Genomic DNA, 21,365 nt, shown 5'->3' on the forward strand with positions numbered 1-21,365 from the left:
CGCTCAGCTACTCACCCAGATCGTGTTCGTTTTCAACGATCGTGAACCGCTGGCTGAGCGACCACAGCCGGGCCGGTTGCGTCGTCACTCGGCCGACGGCGACCGGCACCGACAGGTAGTAGCTCAGCGTCACCCTCCGCTTCGAGAGCTCCCCCTCTTTCAGAACCTCTGGTTTGAAGCCATGCGAAGTGGGACTGAGGTAGAAGTTGTAACCGTCCGGCAGGCTCTCCTCAGCCAGAACCCGCTGCAATGCCCGAACGATCTCTCGACGGTCGTGTTTGTCGCTTTCCGCGATCCGCTCGATCGCGACCTCGATTGCCTCAAAGACGCGTTCCTTCGTAATCGGCTCCGGTTTGAGCACCCCGTACTCGGCTGCGACCCGTTCATTCACCTGCAGAATGAGCCGCTCCAGCCGCCGCTCGTCTGAAGGGACCGCATCCGCAGCAAGGCTGCTTCCAGCCAGAGTCATGAAAAGCACAGACAGACAGGCGGCGATGTTTCGCTGTCGAGACATGATGAGACCTTCCGCTTTGAACGTAAACGCAAACATTGAGAGACATTCGTCACTACGCTCATCGTAAACGGGGATCGCTCGCTGTCACGGTCGATTCGTGCGGGATCTCTCCACGATCCGAATGCCTGCCGTAGGTTTCCACGCACCTTTTTCCCAGCAGACCTTCGATCACCCCGGCTTGTCGTTTATGATCGGAACGAAGACTTCATTCCTCTTTCGATAACGACATCCCGCCATGAAACGACGAACCTTCCTCGCCTCCAGCCTCGGGGCTGCTCTGTGTTCCCAGATTCGACTTGCCGCTGCCGACAAGACGCAGCCGCATGTGCTGCTGCGGTCTTCGTGGCAGACGGTCAACATTGGCGACATTGCTCACACGCCGGGCGTACTCGCGCTGCTGGAGGAGCATCTTCCGGAAGCGAAGGTGACGTTGTGGGCCAGCGATGTTCGCAACGGCGTGCGGGAGTTGCTGGAAGCTCGCTTTCCGAATGTGCGTATCGTTCATCGGGGGCCGGATGTCGACGAACTGCTCAAGCAGTGCGACTTCCTGCTCCACGGTTCGGGGCCGTCGCTCGTTGCTCAGCGGGATGTGCAGCGGTGGAAGGACGAGACCGGCAAGCCGTTCGGCGTTTTCGGCATTACGCTCGGCTCGGCCGATGAGAAACTGGTCACGCTGCTGTCCTCGGCTGACTTCGTTTTCTTCCGCGATTCGGTCTCGCTCGGTTTTGCGAAAGGGGTCGAGATCAAGGCTCCGATTATGAAGTTCGGACCGGACGGAGCGTTCGCCGTCGACATCGCCAACGATGAGGCCGCCGAGAAGTTTCTGGCCGAACATGATCTTCAGCCCGGCAAGTTCATGTGCTGTATTCCCCGGCTGCGATACACACCGTACTGGAAGATCAAGGATCGCTCCTTCGACGAAGCCCGGCATCGTCGCAATGAAGAGATGAAAGAACAGGACCACGCGCCGATCCTCGAAGCGATCACGCAGGTGGTTACCCAGACCGATATGAAGGTGCTGCTCTGCCCGGAAGACATGTCGCAGATGGAAGTCGGCAAGGTGAACCTTTACGATAAACTCCCGCCGAAGATTCGCGAACGGGTCGTCTGGCGGGAGAACTACTGGCTCACCGACGAAGCGATCAGCACCTATCGTCGATCGGCCGGACTGTTCGGCATGGAGATGCATTCGCCCATCATGTGCGTCGGCAATGGGATCCCGGCTGTGGTCTGCCGCTTCGCCGAGCAGACCAGCAAAGGCTTCATGTGGCGGGACATCGGCCTGAATGACTGGCTGTTCGATCTCGATTCCGCCGAGGACCGCAGCCGCGTGGCGGAAACCGTGCTCGCCATTGCGAAGAATCCGGCAGCGGCCAAAGAAAAAGCCGCGGCTGCCCGGAAGCGAGTCGCGGCGATTCAGAAGTCGATGGTCGAACAGGTCGGCGTTTCGGTCGGGGTGCCGAGCTAGTTGTCGTCGTTCTTGACCGGCTCATAGATTTCAAGGAACGTCTCGACGCCGAGGGCCAGGCTGCCGCGGCAGCGGTCGAACACTTTGGCGAAGTCTTCCCGTGATTCGAAGAAGCTCTCGACGCTGATCCAGACGTGGTTGTCGACGATCATCCCCTTGGCACATTTCACGCTGCGGCAGACGACTTCGATATCGTCCGTGGCCCCGATGTTGTCAAAGAGTCCCAGCTTGACGATTCCGGGAGCGACCAGCCGGAAGAACTGCTCGTCGTCGTTGTCGATGATAATGAAACAGTCGATCCCTTCATCGACATAGTGAATATCGCCATCCTCATCGACACGCGGGTCGAGTCCCAGCTCGGTCAGGTGATCGAGGTAAACCTGCTGAGCAGCCGTCGGCTTTTTCTCTTCCACGGGGGGCGGAGCGGGCGCGTCGTCAGACGGAGCCGATCGGTTGCCGAACAGAGACGCTCCGGACCGGGTGGCACTTTGAGCCATTGCCGGAACAGTCATCGTCAAGCAAAGCAGGACGGCGGGGAGGGCTGAAAGTTTCATGGCGGCCTCTTTCATTCGGGAACTGAACAATCGGAAGAGCGGGGCGCTCCGTTTTCTATAAACTCGCGGGAATGGTTCTGTCAAATAGTCATCGTCTGTTCATGGCTCCGCGAGCCGGATCGCGGAACGGCAATCGTTAGATTCTGCAGAGCACAAACGACCGGCACATTGCCTCCCCGCCTCATTACGCCGGTTCTCCCGACTGCACGGAGAAAAGTGGTCTGCGAACGGGACGCCGGACGATGCTGATCCAGGAGGAATCCCGTTCAGAACAGGAGTGGCAGCAGACGTGTCGACAGTCGGAACACAGCCGGAGCAATCGCTGGCGCGAGAGGGATTCCTCATCGCGATTGTGGCGCTGCTCGGGCTGGGAACGATGATGGTCTTCTCCTCCACCGGGGCCACGCGCACGCTCGAACTGCGAACCGGATTCCTGCAGAAGCATTTGATCTTTCTGACCGTCGCGGGCAGCGTCTTTCTTGTTCTCACCCAAATCCCGACGCGTTGGGTGATGCGATCTGCCCCCGGGTGTTTTCTGGCCGTCACGGCTCTGCTGGGCCTCGTCCTCATTCCTGGCATCGGTTCGGAAGTGAATGGAGCCCGCCGCTGGTTTCGACTCGGTCCCGTCTCGCTGCAACCATCCGAACTGATGAAGATCGCCCTGCCACTTCTCCTGGCCTGGCTGCTGCGCGAAACCCGTCCCGGCTGGAAGAAACTGCGAACGACGCTGGCGTTCTGCGCATTGCTGTTTGCTCCGATCCTGATTGCCCTACAGCCCGACCTGGGCACGTCGGTGCTCGTCTTTACGATGGGAGCCTGCTTCCTGTTCCTGGCCGGCTATCCGATCTGGCTGTTTGCACTCGGCTGTGCGAGCATTGTCCCGGTCCTCGGCGGAATGATGATGTTTCGACCGTATCAACTCCAGCGACTGGCTTCCTACTTCGATGCCCTTGGTCATTGGGAGAATGCCCAGTATCAGGTGAAACAGTCGCTGCTCTCGATCGGCTCCGGCGGACTGTGGGGCACCGGCCCGGGACGCGGCCTGCAGAAGTTGAGCTTCCTCCCGGAATCGCACACCGACTTCGTGTTCGCGGTCATCGGAGAAGAACTCGGCCTCGTCGGAACGCTGGCAACAATCGGCCTGTGGATTCTGCTCTTCATCTGCGGCGTCCGACTCGTGAGCCGCGTGATCGAAGATCGAGAACGATTCGCCCTGGCCGGCACACTCCTCGCCGGCATCGTGCTTCAGGCGGTCATCAACGCCTGCGTCGTCACCTCGCTACTCCCTCCGAAAGGGATCTCGCATCCTTTGCTCAGCTACGGCGGCAGTAATCTGCTGGCGACAATGATCGCCTTCGCCCTCATTCTGAACCTGACCCGCGAACCAAAAAAGACTCCACTCCAGTAGGGTCCGCTGTGCGGACGCGGTGACCGTGCCCTATGCAATCACGAGCATCTCTACTCCCACCCGCGGCTTCCCCGCACCAGCTATCAGTACGTTGCTGCCAGCCAGACAAAGGCGTCTCTCCCAGTTTGCCTACCGGATGTTGTCAGCCAGAGGGTGCCACTGCTGGCTTGCCCAGCAGTGCGATTTCAGTTCCGCATGACGAACAATCACCGAGGGCCTAACCACAACGAGGAGCTCGCGGGTTGAAGCAGAGAGAATCTTCGCTGCGGGGAACACGATTTACGCGTTCGCACAGCGGCCCCTACGTTTGCTGATCACAAGCCGGGAGGGTAATCCGGAAGCGGGTGCCTTTGCCGACTTCGCTGGCGCACTGGATCGAGCCTTCGTGAGCCTCGATGATCTTACGAACCGTCGGCAGTCCCAGGCCCGACCCGCCGGGGCGGGTGGAGTAGAAGACGTCGAACATCTTCTCCTGCACATGAGGAGGGATGCCGTTCCCGGTGTCGATAATCTCCAGCACGACACCACCTTCCGAACGGTACGTCTGAAACTCGAGGGTTCCTCCGTCGGGCATCGCCTGTTGGGCGTTGCGGGTCAAATTCAGGAGCGCCCGCCGGAATTGAGCGGGATCGATCAGCGTCTGCGGAAGATCCGTCGCCAGATGCGGCGAGATCTCGATCTGGCTGGCCGCGAAATCCGGCTTAAGGAAGTCGATCAGCTCGTGAATGTAGGCCGAAAGATCGTGCGGCTCGCGCTGGATCTCCATCGCGCTGTTGGCGAACTGCAGAAACGTATTGAGGAACGTCTGCAGGCGATCGCACTCGCCCTGGATCGTTGTCAGCCGCTGCTGCATCCGGCGATCACGAGGATTATCGGAGTCGGACAACTCTTCGCGGAGGACTCCCAGATTCAGAGAGATCGTCGAAAGCGGATTGCGAATTTCGTGCGCCAGCCCGCCGGCCAGTTCAGCGATTTCGCGATACCGCAGTTCGTGCATCTGGTTGGTGGTCTGATCGCGGTCAGACATATCACTGTCCTGAGAAGTCGGGCATGGAAGCATCAAACAGGCCCGCCTGGAAGTCGTCGCATGGGAGCACATCTGAACCAAACATGGTAACGAGACGGATCGAATTCGGCTAACGAGGAGCCGGACAGCAAGGCCAGGCCGGTTCGCAACACCCCAACGGAAACAGGCAGCGGAATTCCGCTGCCTGTACCTGTTCTTTTCCGATCCGAAGCTCGACGTTAGTCGTCGAAGCTCAGGTCTTCTTCATCGGTTTCTTCTTCGCCTTCGACCTCGGCATCGTCCTCAGGCAGTAGAGCCTTACGCGACAGCTTGACCCGATTCTGCTCGTCGACCGCGATGACTTTGACTTCCATCTTGTCGCCGATTTTGCAGACGTCCGAGACATTCTTCACGAAGCCGCCGGACAGCTCGCTGATGTGACACAGACCATCTTTGCCCGGAGCGATTTCGATAAAGGCTCCGAAGTCCTTGATGGCGATCACAGTACCGTTGTAGACCCGGCCGACGCGAACTTCTTCGGTCATCGCTTCGATGCGGGCCTTGGCTTCTTCAGCGCCCTTGCCCTGCGAAGCGGCGATCGTCACGGTTCCGTCGTCGGAGATGTCGATCTGAGTGCCGGTGTCTTCCTGCAGCTGGCGGATGTTCTTACCACCTGGGCCGATGACCAGACCAATCTTTTCCGGATCAATCTTCACGGTCTCAATCCGCGGTGCCAGTTCGGAAATCTCTTTCCGCGGCCGGCGAATTTCCATCAGCATGGACTTGAGCAGTTCGAGGCGAGCCTTGCGAGCCTGCTCCAGAGTCTTCCGGATGATCTCTTCGTTGATTCCGTCGATCTTGAGATCGAGCTGGATCCCGGTGATCCCCTTCTGGGTTCCGGCCACTTTGAAGTCCATATCGCCGAAGTGGTCTTCATCGCCGATGATGTCGGTCAGCAGGACATACTTGGATCCTTCCTTGACCAGTCCGATCGAAATCCCGGCGACCGGCTGACGAATCGGCACGCCGCCGTCCATCAGAGCCAGCGTGGCATTACAGACCGAAGCCATCGACGAGCTACCGTTTGATTCGGTGATGTCGGAGATGATGCGGATCGTGTACGGGAAGGTTTCTTCGTCCGGCAGAACCCACTGAACCGAACGCTCCGCCAGAGCACCGTGACCAATTTCACGACGTCCTGGTCCCCGGATCGGGCGGCATTCGCCAACCGAATAGGAGGGGAAGTTGTAGTCGAGCATGAACCGCTTGGTGTGTTCGCCGAACAGGTCTTCGACCCGCTGCTGATCGCGAACAGTTCCCAGGGTCAGCGTGGCCAGGGACTGTGTTTCACCGCGGGTGAACAGAGCCGAGCCGTGGACGCGGGGAACATTGCCGACTTCGCAGCTGACGTCGCGAAGCTCCGACGAGGAGCGGCCGTCCAGTCGCTTGCCGGACAGAGTCAGCTCGCGGCACATTTCCTTGTCGACCTGATAGAACGCTTCTTTGAACTGGCTCAGCGTCCGACCTTCGCTGTCGACGACAGCACCTTCCGGGAAGAGTTCTTTGACGAGTTCTTCACGAACGGCCGCAGCGCCTTCCGAACGAGCCGACTTGCTCGGGTTCGAGCGAGCTGACTTCAGTTTGTCTGAAGCCTTTTCACGGACGATCGAGACGAACGGGTTCTTTTCCGGTTCTGCGTAATCGAAGGGCTTAACGCCAACTTTCTTGGCCAGTTCTTCCTGCAGGCTGCACAGATCTGCGATCGCCTTGTGAGCGAACAGCAGGGCGTCGACCATGATGTCTTCCGGGATCTGGCGACCGAAGCCTTCGATCATCAGGATCGATTCCCGATTACCAGCCACGACGAGGTCGAGGTCGCCAGCGTCGGTCTGAGCCTGAGTCGGGAAGAGGATGAACTTGTCGTCTTCCATACCAACCCGAACGGCACCGATTGGTCCCTGGAAAGGAACCGGAGCCAGACAGAGAGCCGCACTGGCTCCGTTGATCGAGAGTACGTCGGACGGATTCTCAAGATCGCTCGCCAGGACCGTGGTCTGAACCTGAACTTCGTCGCGGAACCCCTTGGGGAACAGCGGACGCAGAGGGCGGTCGGTGAGTCGAGCCGTTAGAATCTCGTGCGTCGAAGGGCGACCTTCGCGCTTGATGAAGCCCCCCGGGAATTTCCCGGCAGCGGCGTAGCGTTCACGGTAATCAACGGTCAGCGGGAAGAAGTCGATTCCTTCGCGAGCCGGCCCGGTCTGGGCGGCAACGAGAAGCATTGTCTCGCCGTATTGAACCAGCACGGCTCCGCTGGCCTGCTTGGCGATTTGACCGGTGGTCAGCGACAGACGCCGACCGGCAATTTCCTTTTCAACAACAATCTTTTTTCCAGACACTGCAATATTTCCTGTCGTCTGTTTTCATACAAAGAGACGGGCGGCAACAACGCATGGCATGCCAGTACCGCAAGAGAGCCCGATGCCCTCTTTTCCTGCCCATAACCGCTAGCAATGCGATAGCAAATGACCAACGGCAAACGGCGCCCGTCAGTGAATGGTCCCATCGCGGCGATACAGCTGCCGCGCAGACCAGAGGCAATTTTCCGCCGAGCCTTATGGCGGACACTTCAACAACAAACACCCGATACAACAAAAACCCGACGATCATCTCGCCGGGCTTTTGCGATTACTTTCTCAGGTTGAGCCGCTCGATCAGAGATGCATAGCGAGCGGGATCCTTACCGCGAACATAATTAAGCAGGCGGCGACGGCGGCTCACCAGCATCAGAAGACCTCGTCGGCTGGCGAAGTCCTTGCTGTGCGTCTTCAGGTGAGCAGTCAGCTCACTAATACGATGCGACAGCATGGCGATCTGCACGTCTGGCGATCCGGTATCGGCATCAGTGCGCTTGTAATCGCCGATCAGTTCCTGCTTTTTCTCTTTCGTGATTGACATTCTTCAACACACCCTAAAACAAATCCTACACAATCCCTGCCGGTGAACGTCCCACCTGCAGGTCGATACGTATCTTTTTCGAACTCGCGTACTTCGCGGAATGCGACAATGTAGCGTTCTCAGATCGGCATTTCAACATCAAGCCGCCAGCCTGTTTGAATTCCGCAGAAAGTCTGTCCGCAAATCGCCCCTCCTGCGTTTCCTCACCCGCAAAGCTCCCGTTCCGAACTCCGCTTCCGCAGCGAAACCGCTGGGATTCGCGGGACCAATCGGATAACTTGGATGGATCACGTCATCGCTCCCTGAACCGATCCCCAAGTTTCCCGGGAATACTCCGTTGATCGAGTCGACTCCAACCGTACCGCTCCTCGAAATGTCCGGCATCTCCAAGCGGTTCGGGGCCACCGTTGCGCTGAAGGATGTCTCTCTGAATGTACATCCTGGCCGGGTTCTGGCCCTGATCGGCGAGAACGGAGCTGGCAAAAGCACGCTGATGAAGGTGCTGAGCGGCTCCATTTCCTCCGACTCCGGGGAGATGCAACTCGAAGGCGAGCCGTATCGTCCGTCCGATCCCCATGCTGCCCGACTCTCGGGCGTCAGCATGATTTATCAGGAGCTGACGATCGCTCCGGACCTGAATCTCGAAGACAACTTGATGCTCGGCTGCGAATCCTCCCGCTTCGGTCTGCTCGATCGCCAGACGCAGCGGGAACGGATGCAGGACGCCCTCGAAATGCTGGGGATCGCTCATCTGCCGCAGAACGTGCCCGCTCGGCGTCTGTCCCCCGCTCATCAGCAGCTGATCGAGATTGCCCGGGCTCTCGTCCTGCAGTCGAAGATCGTGATTTTCGACGAACCGACCAGCTCCCTGGCCGCCGAAGACGTGCGGCACCTGTTTTCCGTTATCCGAGTCCTTCAGCAGCGCGGGCTGGGCGTCGTGTACATCAGCCATTTCTTAGAGGAAGTCCGCGAACTGTGCAGCGACTATGTCATTCTCCGCGATGGAGAAGACGTGGCCAGCGGAGAACTGAAGGACATTTCCGACGATGAAATTGTCCATCAGATGGTCGGACGCGAACTCGATGAACTGTTCCCGTCCGTGCCACACGAGCGGGGCGAACTACTGCTCGATGTCTCCGAGCTTTCCGGCTACGGTTTCCCGAAAGAGGCTTCGATGCAGCTTCATCGTGGCGAAATCGTGGGGCTGGCCGGCCTCGTGGGAGCCGGGCGAACCGAGTTTGCCCGCTGTCTCTACGGCCTCGACGCCGTGCGTTCCGGTTCCGTTCGCATCACCACGCTCTCGCCGGCGAACAATCCCCGAGCCCGCATCAAAGCCGGAATGGGCATGGTTTCAGAAGACCGAAAGACCGAAGGACTGGCGCAAAACCTCTCGATCAACGACAACCTCACGATGTCCCGCATGGGCGGCTACAGCCACTTCGGATTCGTGAACCTGGCCGCCCGTCGCCACAGCGCCGCCGAGTGGATGAAGAAACTGCAGGTCAAAGCCCGCAGCTGCGAGCAGCCGATTCAGGACCTTTCCGGCGGCAACCAGCAAAAGGTGGCCATCGCCCGGGTGCTGCACCAGGAAGCTGAGATTCTGCTGCTCGATGAACCGACGCGGGGGATCGATGTCCGCACCAAATCGGAGATCTATCGGCTGATCGGCGAGTTCGCAGCCGAGGGGAAAGCTGTGCTTTTCATCAGTTCCTACCTGCCGGAACTGATGGCCGTTTGTGACCGCATCGGCGTGATGGCCCGTGGCCAGCTGCTCGAGTTTCGTCCGACCTCGGAATGGACCGAAGCTGAGATCATGCACCGAGCCATCTCCCGCTGAGTTTAGCCTACAGGGTGCGTCTTGACGCATCGATCGAATCGAAGAGGTGTGCCCCCGTTTATGTTGTCGGGAAGAAACCGAAGAGGCTTTATGGCGTAGCGGCGTTGGCTGAGTGAACTGATGTCAGGCCAGTACGTCAAGACGCACTCTCCATTTTCGATTCCCACCCCGAAGCGCCAGCGAGGAAGATCGACGCTGAATACAGCTCAAAATAGTGATTCCTACACGGGCGAAACAGAGTTTCGATGCATTTCCAGAGCCTGACGAACGACGCCGCCGGAGCCGCTGTTTTCCACGACATATGCACGCGCACGTTTCCCTTTACCTGTTCTCGCGGTTAGAGTATGTATAAAAGGCTGTTGATCGTCCGGAGCCCGGGCGATTCAGCCCCAGTCGCTCACCATCCGACGAACCTCTGAATTACCTCATAGTGGGAGAATTTTTATGGCACCGGAACAGTCACCTTCCCGCCGCGATTTCATCAAGGCTTCGGCCACGGCGGCAGCTGGCACGGCATTTTTGACCAGCGTTGTGAACCCGAATCGCGTGTTCGCTGCTGGCGATGACACCATCAAGATCGGCCTGGTCGGCTGTGGTGGCCGCGGTAGTGGAGCCGCCAGCCAGGCGCTCAAAACCGAAGGCAAGGTCGAACTGTACGCCATGGGCGACATGTTCATGGACCTGCTCGAAAAAAGCCAGAAGCGGATCGAAGCTTCGGTGAAAGGCAACGATACCGCAATCATCAACGTTCCGGAAGAACGCCGCTTTGCCGGCTTCGATGCTTATCAGAAGGTGATCGATTCCGGCGTCGATGTCGTGATTCTGGCCACCCCGCCAGGCTTCCGCCCAATTCACTTCGAAGCCGCCGTGAAGGCTGGTAAGCACGTCTTCATGGAAAAGCCGGTCGCGACTGATATCGCCGGCGTCAACAAGGTGCTCGAAGCCGCCAAGAAGGCCAAGGAACAGAACCTGAAGGTCGGCGTCGGCCTGCAGCGTCATCACCAGTTTACCTACCGCGACATTGTCAAACGGATTCAGGATGGCGAGATCGGCGATGTCGTCGCTCTTCGCGTTTACTGGAACGGCGGCGGCGTGTGGGATCCCCGCATGGCTCGCGAAGAAGCCTCCTCGGAAATGGAATACCAGCTCCGTAACTGGTACTACTACAACTGGCTCTGCGGCGATCACATCTGCGAGCAGCACATCCACAACATCGATGTCGGCAACTGGATCAAGGGAGCTTACCCGGTCCGCGCTGAAGGGATGGGCGGTCGCGAAGTGCGTACTGATCCGAAGTACGGTGAAATCTTCGATCACCACGCTGTCGAGTTCACCTACGAAGACGGCACGAAGATGTTCAGCCAGTGTCGCCACATCCCCAACTGCTGGAACTCGGTTTCCGAGTACGCACACGGCACCAAGGGATACGCCGATGTTTCGGGGAGTTCGTACCAGTCGTACGGCGGCGACAAGTATCGCTACCGCGGCGAGAAGAACGATCCTTATCAGACCGAGCACGACGATCTGTTCCACGCCATCCGCAACAACATCAGCTACGATGAGTCGGAATACGGCGCCATGAGCACCGCCAGTTCGATCCTCGGACGGACCGCGACCTACTCCGGCAAGTCCGTGACGATGGCTGACCTGCTCGCTTCGAACAAGAGCATCATGCCGGAAGAAATGTCGATGTCGGCCACGCCGCCAACGACCCCGGGCAAAGATGGCCGCTACCCCATTCCGGTACCGGGCGTCTACAAGCCTTACTAATCAATTGCTGATCTGATTCAGCGAGAATTCAACCGGCCCGGTGACCAGTGCACCGGGCCGGTTTTTCGTTTGAACGGCCCTTCCGCCGCTCGTTCCCTGTGAACGGACCCTGGAGTCGGTCATAATCATTCCGTAACGGCGACATCCTGTCGCCGATTGCGTGCACTACCAGCAGAGACGTTCCAACAAGAACGCTCATTCGGCGGCAGAATGCCTCCACGACAGTCGAATGCTCTCCTCTTCATACACTGCGAACCAGCGCTATGTCATACGATCAGATCAAAGTCGGATTCATCGGAGCCGGGCAAATGGCCACGGCTCTCGCGTGTGGGTTTCTGGAACGGCAGATCATCGCCAGTGCCCAACTCGAAGCCTGCGATGTCAACGAATCCGCCCGTACTAACTTCCGTGAGAAGACGGGGGTGGACTGCACCGACTCGATTTCCCAGACAGTCACTTCAGTGGACCTGGTTTTCCTCGCCGTCAAACCGCAATACCTCGGCTCAGTCGGGAAAGAGGCGGCTCCTCATCTGAAGCCCGGCCAGACGGTCGTTTCCATTGCAGCCGGGGTCACGATCGACAGTTTGCGGGAGTACCTGGGCGGCCACCAGAACATCATTCGCATCATGCCGAACACGCCGAGTCTCGTCGGCACGGGGGCAGCCGGAATGGCGGTCTCCGAGGTCGTGCCCGAGCAACAGGCGGCCATCGTGCAGGGATTGATGGAGAGTGTCGGACTATGCGAACGACTCCCCGAGAAACTTCTTGATGCCGTAACCGGTCTCTCCGGCAGCGGGCCGGCTTATGTCTTCCAGTTCATTGAAGCACTCAGCGATGGCGGCGTACTGGCCGGATTGCCACGTGCGACTGCGACCCGGCTGGCTGCACAAACGGTTCTCGGAGCGGCGAAGATGGTTCTCGAAACCGGACAGCATCCCGGCCAGCTCAAAGACGGCGTGACCAGCCCCGGCGGAACCACGATCACCGGGATTTCCGTCCTGGAAAGTCATGGGTTCCGCGGCGCGATCATTGAAGCTGTTCATGCAGCCACAGACCGATCCCGAGAACTCAGCGGCAGCTGACTTCCGGCAAGACACCTTCCCACTGCAGTAGACTACCTCTTTCAGACCAAGGACTCCGACGATGAGAATTCTCTTTCTGCTTCTCGCGAGTGTGCCCCTGATGACGACTCCAATCACGGCTGCTGAACAGTGGGCCTTCATCGCCAGTCCGCCCGACCCCCAGGCGATCTATCGAGCCACGCTCAATCCGGAGACCGGTGAACTCGGCCAGCTCGAACTGGCCGTTGAAGGGATCCAGACAGGCTTCATGGCGCTGCACCCGAAGCTTCCTATCCTCTACGCCGGCTGTGCGGATCGCATCAACGGCGAGACGCAGGGTGTTGTCCGCGCCTACCAGTTCGACAGCGGAATAGGCGAACTCGAACAGATCAGTCAGTCCGAGACGAACGATGGCAGCCCGACGCATATCGAGGTTGCGCCGGATGGATCGTCGGTTGCCGTTTGCCACTACGGGGGCGATGGCACCACGCTGATCCCGCTCGATGATCAGGGAAAACTGGTGGAGACGTCACTTTCCCAGATCAAACATCAGGGCAGCAGCGTGAATGAAAAGCGACAGACGCGGCCCCACCCGCATGGGGTCGCCTACCACCGCGATGGGAATTTTCTGCTGGTCGCCGATCTTGGGAACGATCATGTCGAGGTCTTCGAGATTACCGACGATCGTCAGCTACGACGAAAATCCTACTGGCAGGCCGCCCCCGGTGCCGGCCCCCGGCACGTGACGTTTCATTCGTCGCTCGATGTCGCCTACTGCATTAACGAACTCGACTCGACAATCAGTGTCCTCCAGTTGAATCCCAAGTCGGGCGAGCTGTCGGAACTGCAGACTGTGTCGACGCTCCCGGAAAACTTCAGCGGCAACAACACAACCGCCGAAGTCGTGGTCCATCCCTCTGGAAAGTTCGTGTATGGTTCGAATCGAGGGCATGAGAGTACGGCTGTGTTTCAGGTCGATACCAAGACCGGCAAGCTGAGTTTCGTGGAACGCGAGCCGACTCAGGGAAACCATCCCCGTTTCGTGGGACTCGACCGAACCGGCTCGGTTTACCTTGCAGCCAACATGCAGAGCAATAATATCGTGTCATTCCGCGTCAATCCGGACTCGGGCAAACTCGATCCGGCCGGGCACACGCTCGAAGTTCAGCGGCCGATGTGTATCGTTTTCGCAGCGAAAGAATAACGGAATCATGAAGTTCACCAAGATGCACGGAGCAGGGAACGACTACGTTTACGTCAACCTGTTCCAGGAAAAGCTCCCCGGACCGGCTGCGGAAATCGCGCCCATCGTCGCCAACCGCAACACCGGCATCGGCGGCGATGGCCTGATCCTGATTGAGCCCTCCGACAAAGCCGATGCCCGCATGCGGATGTACAACTCCGACGGCAGTGAAGCCGAGATGTGCGGCAACGGCGTCCGCTGCGTCGCTAAGTACGTCTACGATCACGGCATCGCGAAGCAGGAAGAACTGCAGATCGAAACCGGAGCCGGCGTGCTCAAGCTGCAGGTCTTTCCCGAGCAGGGAAAGGTTCAGCGCGTCCGCGTGAACATGGGACAGCCGATTCTGGAAAGTGCGAAGATCCCGACGACGCTGCCGGGCGATCCCCCCGTTAACGCAAAGCTCGACGTTTCCGGCCGCATCCTCGAAGTGACCTGCGTCTCGATGGGCAACCCGCACTGCATCACGTTCGTCGATGAAGTCACCGACGACTGGGTTCTCAAGACGGGCCCCCTGGTCGAGAAACATCCCGCCTTCCCCCGCCGGGTAAACGCCGAGTTCATTCAGGTTGTCTCGCCAGAAGAGTTCATCATGCGGGTCTGGGAACGAGGCTCCGGGGAAACTCTCGCCTGCGGCACCGGAGCCAGCGCGGTCGCGGTGGCTGGTGTGCTCACCGGGAAGATGGGCCGCAAGGTGACAGGCCACCTGCTCGGCGGGGACCTCGAACTCGAATGGTGCGAAAAAACCAACGACGTTTACATGACCGGCCCGGCCGCCGAAGTTTTCTCCGGCGAGTGGAACGGGTAAGCGACATTCGAGAAATCAGCGGTGCGTCGTCTGCAGTTAAAGACGACGCCGCTTCAAGCCGGTGAATCTCGCCCAATCGCCTGATTTGACGAGTCCCGTTCTCCGACGGCCGCGCCGCCCCGAAAGGATGTTTCGGGGCCGTCTGTACGACAGGAATTCTCCGACGCTTACAGGTGCCGGCGAACTCGCGGGGTATAGTGTTCCTCGTCCTCGATTTTGTACTCGGGGATCATGCGGTTCACCAGAATCTCGATGCGGGTCAGTTCGTTGCCCTGAGCCTGGGTGACGAACGTAAATGCCCGGCCGTGGAAGTCGGAAGAGAGTCGTCCCGCCCGACCGATGCGGTGCACGTAGTCGTCGGAATGCTCGGGGATGTCGTAGTTGATGATGTGCGAAATCCCGCTGACATCGATGCCGCGTCCGACAATGTCGGTGGCGATCAACATGCGAACCTTACCTTCACGGAAGCTCTTCATCACGCGGTCACGTTTCGCCTGCGGCAAGTCGCCATGCAGGGTCGCAACCTGCTTCAGGCGGGTGCGAAACCGGTTGTAGAGATCATCCGCCTTCCGCTTCGTCCGGCAGAAGACGATGGTCTGTCGCGGACGTTCCTGCCGGAGCAGACGCACGAGCAGAGGAAACTTCCGGTGCTCATCGACCGTCAGGTAGAACTGCTCAACCGCATCCGCGGTGACATTGGTCGCCGAGACGTCGACACGAATCGGCTCGTTCATGTACCGCGTCGCCAGCCGCTCCACCTCGGGAGGCAGCGTCGCGGAGAGCAGCAGAGTCTGACGGTCTTTCGGACAGTTCTTGAGGATGAACTCAATGTCGGGACGGAACCCGATGTCGAGCATCCGGTCGGCTTCGTCCAGGACGACTGTCTGGAGCGCGGAGAAGGTCAGCGTTTTCCGTTTGAACAGATCGATGATTCGTCCGGGAGTTCCGACAACGACATCGACCCCATGTTCCACCTGCAGCGCCTGCTTTCGCAGGGGCCGCCCGCCGACCAGCGTCGCGACTTCCAGACTGGTATCGCTGCTGATCTTTCGGGCTTCCTCGGCAACCTGCTCTGACAACTCTCGCGTCGGGCAAAGGACGAGGACTCGTGGATCGTGATCGGCTTTTTCGAAGCGTTCAATCACGGGAATCATGAAGGCAGCCGTCTTACCAGTGCCTGTCTGGGATTGCCCCAGACAGTCGGTCCCGCTCAACGCGGGTGGAATAAACTTCTGCTGAATTTCACTCGGATGAACATAGCCCAGCGAAGCCAGTTGCTTCACCGTCGACTTACGCAAACCCAGGTCGGCGAAGGTTACCGACTGATCAAATTGCTCGGACTCCAATGGTGACTCCGAAATGTCTGAAGAAATGGGATCAGATAATAAGGTAGACAATCAACTTCCAGTCATCGTTAAGCATTTTCATCCGGGCTTCCCATCGGCGGAACAGGATCACTTCCTGGCCGTGGGCCCAGAATCTTCTGTAGTTCGTCGGAATCGATGATTTCCTGTTCAATCAACGCTTCCGAAATTCGGTCGAGCTTCTCCCGGTGTTCCTGGAGAATTTGCATCGCCCTGTCGGCCGCGGCGAACAGCACACGCTGAATCTCCTGGTCGACGAGATGTGCGGTCGCATCAGAGTACGTCCGCATCTCATGCATCTCCTTGCCGAGGAAAGGATCGTCTTCGGCGTGCCGGAAGGCGGCCGGTCCAATCGTCTCGCTCATTCCCCAGTGTGAGACCATCTTCCGGGAAATATCAGTGGCCCGCTTCAAATCGTCGGACGCATTGGCAGTATACTCATCAAAGACAAGTTTCTCAGCCGCCCGCCCACCAAGCATCATCGCGAGCTGCTGATGCAGGCGCTGTTCTCCGATACTGTGGCGTTCTTCATCCGGTCGCAACTGCGTTACGCCCAGGGCTCGTCCGCGCGGGACAATCGTGACTTTGTGCACCGGATCGAGTTCGGGCAGAACCCAGGCCACCAGGGTATGCCCGGCTTCGTGGTAAGCGGTCATCCGCTTTTCTTTGTCCGACAGGATCTCTTCGCGTTTAATGCCCATCAGGACACGATCGGCGGCGGCTTCGAAGTCAGACATCGTGACTTTGTTCTTCGAGGTCCGAGTGGCATGCAGAGCCGCTTCGTTGACGAGGTTCTTCAGGTCAGCTCCCGAATATCCGATCGTGCTGGCGGCAATGCGTTCCAGATTGACGTCGTCGGCGAGCGGCACCTTGCGGCTGTGCACCTTGAGGATGCCGAGTCGACCTTCCTTGGATGGCAGATCCACCACGATGTGCCGATCGAAACGCCCAGGTCGTGTGAGGGCCTTGTCGAGGACGTCGGGCCTGTTGGTCGCCGCGATGACAATGACGGCATCGGTTTGTGTGAAGCCGTCCATCTCACTGAGAATCTGATTCAGCGTCTGCTCGCGCTCATCGTGGCCCCCGCCGTAACCGGCGCCACGCATCCGGCCGACCGCGTCGATTTCGTCAATAAAGACGATACACGGAGCATGTTCTTTCGCCGTACGGAACAGATCCCGCACGCGGCTCGCACCGACGCCGACGAACATTTGAATGAACTCGGAACCGTTGATGCTGTAGAACGGCACCTCGGCTTCACCGGCAGTCGCGCGAGCCAGCAGCGTTTTCCCGGTTCCCGGCGAGCCCATCAGCAGCACGCCCTTGGGAATCTGAGCTCCAAGCCGCTGGAATTTGGCCGGGTTCTTGAGGAACTCGACCACTTCCTGAAGCTCGGTTTTGGGATTCTCCATCCCCGCGACATCGTCAAACGTGGTCTGCTTATCAGAGGGACGGAACTCGCGAGCAGGGCTCTTGACGAAACTTCCGAACATCCCGGATGACATCGGGTCGGACGACCGTCGCATCATCGACAGGAAAAAGAGCATGACCAGCATGGTCCCGCCCAGCATGATCAGCATTTGCGTGGACAAAGACAACTGCGTTGTCACGTCTTCGTATTCGGTAATGCCGGCCTCTCCCAGTGCGACCAGGAGACGATCGGATTCGAAGTGCGGAATCTGCGTGTGAAACTCTTCCTGGAGTTCGACGGGCTCCTTGCCTTCGATCTGCATACTCTCGGGAGTGGGGGGGATGTCTTTCCAGGTTCCGGAAAGATAATTGCCGTCGAGAACGACTTCGGTCACGTTGTCCGCTTCGAGCTGCTGCCAGAAGAAGCCGTAGTCAACCCGATCGCCTTTGCGGCCGTTATTGGCGGCCCAGATGATCAGAACGGCGATCCCGACCATCAGAATGAGCGACCAGGGAACTTTCTGCCGGCGCCCCTGATTGGCGGATTCATTCGACGGACTGCTGCGTTTATTCAATTTGCTCGGCAATGGCCCCTGCTGATCGCGAACATCCGGACCTTTCGGCGGGGAAGGCTCATCGGGCTTGATATCATTCATCCGGAAGTGTTTCTGAAGCGGAACTTAAGATTGTGATAAATGGCTCTTGAGAGGCAGATCAATCGGCCAGACCGTAGCGGACGATGCAGTACAGAGCCTTGACGCCGTCCCGCCAGCCAATTTTCTTGCCCTGTTCGTACGTCCGACCGGAGTAACTGATCGACATCTCGAAGATCCGGTGATTTCGCCGGGCGATACGGGCCGTAATCTCGGGCTCGAATCCGAAACGGTTCTGCTGAAGCTTGGGGGCGACTTCCTGCAGCACATCTTTGCGAAAGACTTTGTAGCAGGTCTCCATGTCGGTCAGGTTCAGATTCGTAAAGCAGTTCGAGAGCTGCGTCAGGAAATTGTTTCCCAGGTAATGCCAGTAGTATAGCACGCGGTGCGGCTGATCCCCCAGGAACCGGCTGCCGTAAACAACATCCGCGCTGCCTTCGACAATTGGCTTGATCAGGCGGGGATACTCGGCTGGATTGTACTCGAGGTCGGCATCCTGAATGATCACGATATCGCCTGAGGCACGCAGGAACCCGGTGCGGAGAGCCGCCCCTTTCCCCTGATTTTTATCGTGATAGGCGAACACGTAACAGTTCGACGGATCGGGCGTCGATTCGCTCTGCGCCCGTTCCATCTCCTGCAACAGATCCCGGGTGCCATCTTTGCTGCAGTCATCAACAAGAATGATCTCCTTGTTGACCGGGACTTCTCGAACCTTTTCGAGAATGAGATGCAGCGTTTCCCGTTCATTGTAGACCGGAATGACGACGCTCAAGAGCATTGTCTCGGGAATCGCGTAGAAGCCAAGCTGATCGCAGGCCGCCTTGCCTAAAACCTGCTGCAGTTGTTCCAGCCAGGCCGTGGTATAAGGAGTGCCGGCGGTGGTCAAATTCGTTTCCAGCATACTGAGTTCTTTGTCTGACCTGTCACAGGCAACGCCCTGAGTCGACCGACGCAGGGAGCAGGAGGGAGCCCCCGCAGACTGCCTGGGCGAAGAGAGACCGCCGTCTTCCACGCCGACAACCACGGACTCACAGCACTCCGATCCGGGTTCGACGACGCAAAATTTTCGCCGACTCTACCGTTTCCAGTCCGTATCGTAGGTCCATTTGAACGGACAAACAACTATCCCGTAACAGTTTATGGAGAGAATCCAGGCCGGAATTGATGCCTGAGCCTTATAATCCCGTTCCCTTTCCGATGCCGAACACTGGCCAGGCGATCATGTCCAGTGGGTCTCCTCCTCCTCTGGATCACTGGCGGCATCGAGTACGGCCAGTTTGTCCTGGGGAAACAGACGATCCATCGTCCATCGCACCGGCACGAGCAGGGCGATAAACAGGGGAAACGTGAGCCGCATCCATAACACCGGGCTCAGATTGATCACACAGAGTGTGACCAGGCAGAGAAGCTGAATCAGCGTGTAGGTATGAATCAGGCGAACCGGAACACGCCGAATGTAGTGAGTTCGCGGGTACAGCGAAGAATCCATGACCCACAAACTGAGCCGCTCCATGAACTGAATGCCGGACAGCGACACCACGCCCATGTAAAGGAACAGCCCGTACAGGACCGCCATCGGCGTGACGGAAAACAGATGCAACGCCATTAACGACAGGCCGATCAGGGCATGAATCGAGAAGGCCGTCAGGCGATTCTCGTCGACGTGGATAACATGCTCTTTCTTTTCTCCGGAGGGCGTGATCTGTTCTTCGACCGTCGCCAGCCCGCGAACATGGGCCAGAGATCGAACCGTCGCCGCGACCAGCCAGGGAAGACCGAACAGAGAACAGAGCCCCACCAGCACCGATAACACCAGCAGATCGAGGTGGAACGCCGGCCCTTTTCGCAAATTCAGATCGGGATCATTGATCAGCCGCCCGGTCACGTTCTGAACCAGGAAGATCAGCACTGCGGTCAGAATCGCCGGGATAATCGCCAGGAACTTCAGCGATGTCGAAAGCTCGGAGCCATCGACGATCCATGATCGGGGTTCGCCGGACTCTCCCTCGATGAAGGTCGGCTGGATCTGGTCCGGAACCGCCAACTGATCCAGCGGAATCTCTCCATGGAACAAAAAGGCCAGCAGAGCCATGACCACAATCGCGATCGTCGGTCCAAAGTCCGCCAGGAACTCGCGCATGCGCGGCACGAGATACTTGCTGCGGCGAAATCGCGACAGGTTGAAGGCGATCATAAACGTACCGATCGCCAGAATCAGCGACAGGAATGCTTTGTCGTGATTCACCGAGTCGTTGCCGAAACTCTCCTGAAACACCGCGACAATGGCCCGAATCGCTTCGTAAATGAAGATCAGCGACATGAGCACGGAAAAGACATCGTCGCTGAACCGGGTGAAGTATCGCATCAGCACCGAGGCATCGCTGGCAGCGAGAATCAACAGCAGAAGAGCCGTCCAGAACCCGATCCACTGATACATCGGCAGAAAGGGAATGCTGAGGTCGACGCAGATTTGATAAAGAATCGCCGTAAAAACCAGCATCGGCCCGACTCCGCCGAGCAAAATGAGCGGCTGGCCGGCGAAAACAGAATAGAGCATTCCCCCCGCAGCCGTGGCGATCAGCATCTCGACGACGCCAATATGTCCGTCGGTCGCCGCCCCCATAATTCCGCCGAACGTGACGGCCGGGGCGAGGCAGGCGAAGAACAGAAAAACAATCGCTGAGGCGCTTTTGGTGCTCCAGCCACTAATCCAGTCGTCTTTATAAAATGGCAACCGGCGTTCGATGTCCTTCCGGACGCCGCCGAATGGCTTGCCGGTGAAGGTCATCTGTTTGTCGGGTTGAACGGGCTCTGGAATCGTTGCCGGGGTGTTCCGAACGTGAAACCGCTCCAGAGCCTCCAGCAGATCTTTCCGCGAACGAGAGCGGTGCATGTCGAAGCGGAACTCTTCGTCCGACATCAGCCGCGCCAGAGCGGTCAGCATGTCGAGATGTTCAGACGCAAAGCCGGAAGGCCCGAGCAGAATAAAGAAGAATCGCGTCGGGATGCCGTCCGGAGCGCCCAGATTGATTGGACGCTTCAGCCGGACAAAGAAGACCAGCGACTGCTCAATTTCCGGCAAATAGGCATGTGGAATCGAGACTCCGTAGCCGATCGCCGTCGAAACGGCTCGTTCTCTTGCCAGAAAGGCTTCCAGAGCCAGATCGCGCTGTTCAAGCGGCAGAAGATCGCGGCTGACCAGATGGTCGAGCGTCTGCGAAAGCACTTCTTCAAGCGATCCTGCTTCCAGATCGAGCAGAAAGGCATCATCATGGAGTGCATGCGAAAGAATTTGCATATCGATCGATCGGCTA

General features: G+C 58.5%; 16 protein-coding genes. 7 read left to right on the top strand and 9 right to left on the bottom strand.

Annotated features, from left to right (window positions below):
* Positions 1 to 7 precede the first annotated feature (7 nt).
* Positions 8 to 550 carry a hypothetical protein gene (locus L1A08_RS21465; protein ID WP_238758642.1) on the bottom strand — a complete coding sequence of 181 codons (543 nt, stop codon included), beginning with the start codon at positions 548 to 550 and terminating at the stop codon, positions 8 to 10.
* A gap of 199 nt (positions 551 to 749) precedes the next feature.
* On the opposite strand from L1A08_RS21465, the gene L1A08_RS21470 reads away from it, so the two are divergent.
* The gene (locus L1A08_RS21470; protein WP_238758643.1) at positions 750 to 1,982 is read left to right on the top strand and encodes a polysaccharide pyruvyl transferase family protein; all 1,233 of its coding nucleotides are present in this window, start codon (positions 750 to 752) and stop codon (positions 1,980 to 1,982) included.
* Here L1A08_RS21470 and L1A08_RS21475 read toward each other — a convergent pair.
* Positions 1,979 to 2,536, bottom strand: coding sequence for a hypothetical protein (locus tag L1A08_RS21475; RefSeq protein WP_238758644.1), 558 nt, complete (start codon positions 2,534 to 2,536; stop codon positions 1,979 to 1,981). The genes L1A08_RS21470 and L1A08_RS21475 overlap by 4 nt on opposite strands.
* A 289-nt stretch (positions 2,537 to 2,825) precedes the next feature.
* Between L1A08_RS21475 and L1A08_RS21480 the strand changes: the two genes are divergently transcribed.
* Positions 2,826 to 3,944 (top strand): FtsW/RodA/SpoVE family cell cycle protein, encoded by a 1,119-nt coding sequence (locus L1A08_RS21480; RefSeq protein ID WP_238758645.1) that lies wholly within the window; start codon positions 2,826 to 2,828, stop codon positions 3,942 to 3,944.
* A gap of 301 nt (positions 3,945 to 4,245) precedes the next feature.
* On the opposite strand, the gene L1A08_RS21485 is transcribed toward L1A08_RS21480, so the two are convergent.
* From L1A08_RS21485 to rpsO, 3 genes are all read right to left on the bottom strand, one after another.
* Positions 4,246 to 4,971, bottom strand: a complete 726-nt coding sequence (locus L1A08_RS21485) for a sensor histidine kinase (protein WP_238758646.1) — start codon at positions 4,969 to 4,971, stop codon at positions 4,246 to 4,248.
* A gap of 218 nt (positions 4,972 to 5,189) precedes the next feature.
* Positions 5,190 to 7,346, bottom strand: coding sequence for a polyribonucleotide nucleotidyltransferase (pnp, locus tag L1A08_RS21490; protein WP_238758647.1), 2,157 nt, complete (start codon positions 7,344 to 7,346; stop codon positions 5,190 to 5,192).
* A 289-nt stretch (positions 7,347 to 7,635) separates the two neighbouring features.
* Positions 7,636 to 7,905 (bottom strand): 30S ribosomal protein S15, encoded by a 270-nt coding sequence (gene rpsO, locus L1A08_RS21495; RefSeq protein ID WP_238758648.1) that lies wholly within the window; start codon positions 7,903 to 7,905, stop codon positions 7,636 to 7,638.
* Positions 7,906 to 8,242: 337 nt separating this feature from the next.
* Here rpsO and L1A08_RS21500 point away from each other — a divergent pair, with 337 nt between their 5' ends.
* From L1A08_RS21500 to dapF, 5 genes are all read left to right on the top strand, one after another.
* Positions 8,243 to 9,742 carry a sugar ABC transporter ATP-binding protein gene (locus L1A08_RS21500; protein WP_238758649.1) on the top strand — a complete coding sequence of 500 codons (1,500 nt, stop codon included), beginning with the start codon at positions 8,243 to 8,245 and terminating at the stop codon, positions 9,740 to 9,742.
* A 444-nt stretch (positions 9,743 to 10,186) separates the two neighbouring features.
* Positions 10,187 to 11,512, top strand: coding sequence for a Gfo/Idh/MocA family protein (locus tag L1A08_RS21505; RefSeq protein WP_238758650.1), 1,326 nt, complete (start codon positions 10,187 to 10,189; stop codon positions 11,510 to 11,512).
* A gap of 263 nt (positions 11,513 to 11,775) precedes the next feature.
* Complete coding sequence (gene proC, locus L1A08_RS21510) at positions 11,776 to 12,594, top strand: pyrroline-5-carboxylate reductase (protein ID WP_238758651.1); 819 nt, start codon at positions 11,776 to 11,778, stop codon at positions 12,592 to 12,594.
* A gap of 61 nt (positions 12,595 to 12,655) precedes the next feature.
* Positions 12,656 to 13,777 (top strand): lactonase family protein, encoded by a 1,122-nt coding sequence (locus L1A08_RS21515; RefSeq protein ID WP_238758652.1) that lies wholly within the window; start codon positions 12,656 to 12,658, stop codon positions 13,775 to 13,777.
* Positions 13,778 to 13,784: 7 nt separating this feature from the next.
* A complete protein-coding gene (dapF, locus tag L1A08_RS21520; RefSeq protein WP_238758653.1) occupies positions 13,785 to 14,621 on the top strand; it encodes a diaminopimelate epimerase in 837 nt (278 codons plus the stop codon).
* A gap of 167 nt (positions 14,622 to 14,788) precedes the next feature.
* On the opposite strand, the gene L1A08_RS21525 is transcribed toward dapF, so the two are convergent.
* From L1A08_RS21525 to L1A08_RS21540, 4 genes are all read right to left on the bottom strand, one after another.
* Positions 14,789 to 15,967 (bottom strand): DEAD/DEAH box helicase, encoded by a 1,179-nt coding sequence (locus tag L1A08_RS21525; protein WP_238758654.1) that lies wholly within the window; start codon positions 15,965 to 15,967, stop codon positions 14,789 to 14,791.
* Positions 15,968 to 16,035: 68 nt separating this feature from the next.
* Entirely contained in the window at positions 16,036 to 18,051 is a 2,016-nt protein-coding gene (gene ftsH, locus L1A08_RS21530) for an ATP-dependent zinc metalloprotease FtsH (RefSeq protein WP_238758655.1), read from the bottom strand.
* A 58-nt stretch (positions 18,052 to 18,109) separates the two neighbouring features.
* On the bottom strand, positions 18,110 to 18,829 hold the full coding sequence (locus tag L1A08_RS21535; protein ID WP_390896954.1) for a glycosyltransferase family 2 protein: 720 nt from the start codon (positions 18,827 to 18,829) through the stop codon (positions 18,110 to 18,112).
* Between the two features lie 441 nt (positions 18,830 to 19,270).
* Positions 19,271 to 21,349, bottom strand: coding sequence for a PTS sugar transporter subunit IIA (locus L1A08_RS21540; protein ID WP_238758657.1), 2,079 nt, complete (start codon positions 21,347 to 21,349; stop codon positions 19,271 to 19,273).
* Between the last annotated feature and the right edge of the window lie 16 nt (positions 21,350 to 21,365).

Origin of the sequence: Rubinisphaera margarita, from assembly GCF_022267515.1 — a bacterium.
In the GTDB taxonomy this organism is placed as follows: domain Bacteria; phylum Planctomycetota; class Planctomycetia; order Planctomycetales; family Planctomycetaceae; genus Rubinisphaera; species Rubinisphaera margarita.

Bases quoted from the DNA above. Each gene is read 5' to 3' on its own strand.
- L1A08_RS21465 (WP_238758642.1), bottom strand. From the start codon at position 550: ATGTTTGCGTTTACGTTCAAAGCGGAAGGTCTCATCATGTCTCGACAG.
- L1A08_RS21470 (WP_238758643.1), top strand. From the start codon at position 750: ATGAAACGACGAACCTTCCTCGCCTCCAGCCTCGGGGCTGCTCTGTGT.
- L1A08_RS21475 (WP_238758644.1), bottom strand. From the start codon at position 2,536: ATGAAACTTTCAGCCCTCCCCGCCGTCCTGCTTTGCTTGACGATGACT.
- L1A08_RS21485 (WP_238758646.1), bottom strand. From the start codon at position 4,971: ATGTCTGACCGCGATCAGACCACCAACCAGATGCACGAACTGCGGTAT.
- rpsO (WP_238758648.1), bottom strand. From the start codon at position 7,905: ATGTCAATCACGAAAGAGAAAAAGCAGGAACTGATCGGCGATTACAAG.
- L1A08_RS21505 (WP_238758650.1), top strand. From the start codon at position 10,187: ATGGCACCGGAACAGTCACCTTCCCGCCGCGATTTCATCAAGGCTTCG.
- proC (WP_238758651.1), top strand. From the start codon at position 11,776: ATGTCATACGATCAGATCAAAGTCGGATTCATCGGAGCCGGGCAAATG.
- L1A08_RS21515 (WP_238758652.1), top strand. From the start codon at position 12,656: ATGAGAATTCTCTTTCTGCTTCTCGCGAGTGTGCCCCTGATGACGACT.
- dapF (WP_238758653.1), top strand. From the start codon at position 13,785: ATGAAGTTCACCAAGATGCACGGAGCAGGGAACGACTACGTTTACGTC.
- ftsH (WP_238758655.1), bottom strand. From the start codon at position 18,051: ATGAATGATATCAAGCCCGATGAGCCTTCCCCGCCGAAAGGTCCGGAT.
- L1A08_RS21535 (WP_390896954.1), bottom strand. From the start codon at position 18,829: ATGCTCTTGAGCGTCGTCATTCCGGTCTACAATGAACGGGAAACGCTG.
- L1A08_RS21540 (WP_238758657.1), bottom strand. From the start codon at position 21,349: ATGCAAATTCTTTCGCATGCACTCCATGATGATGCCTTTCTGCTCGAT.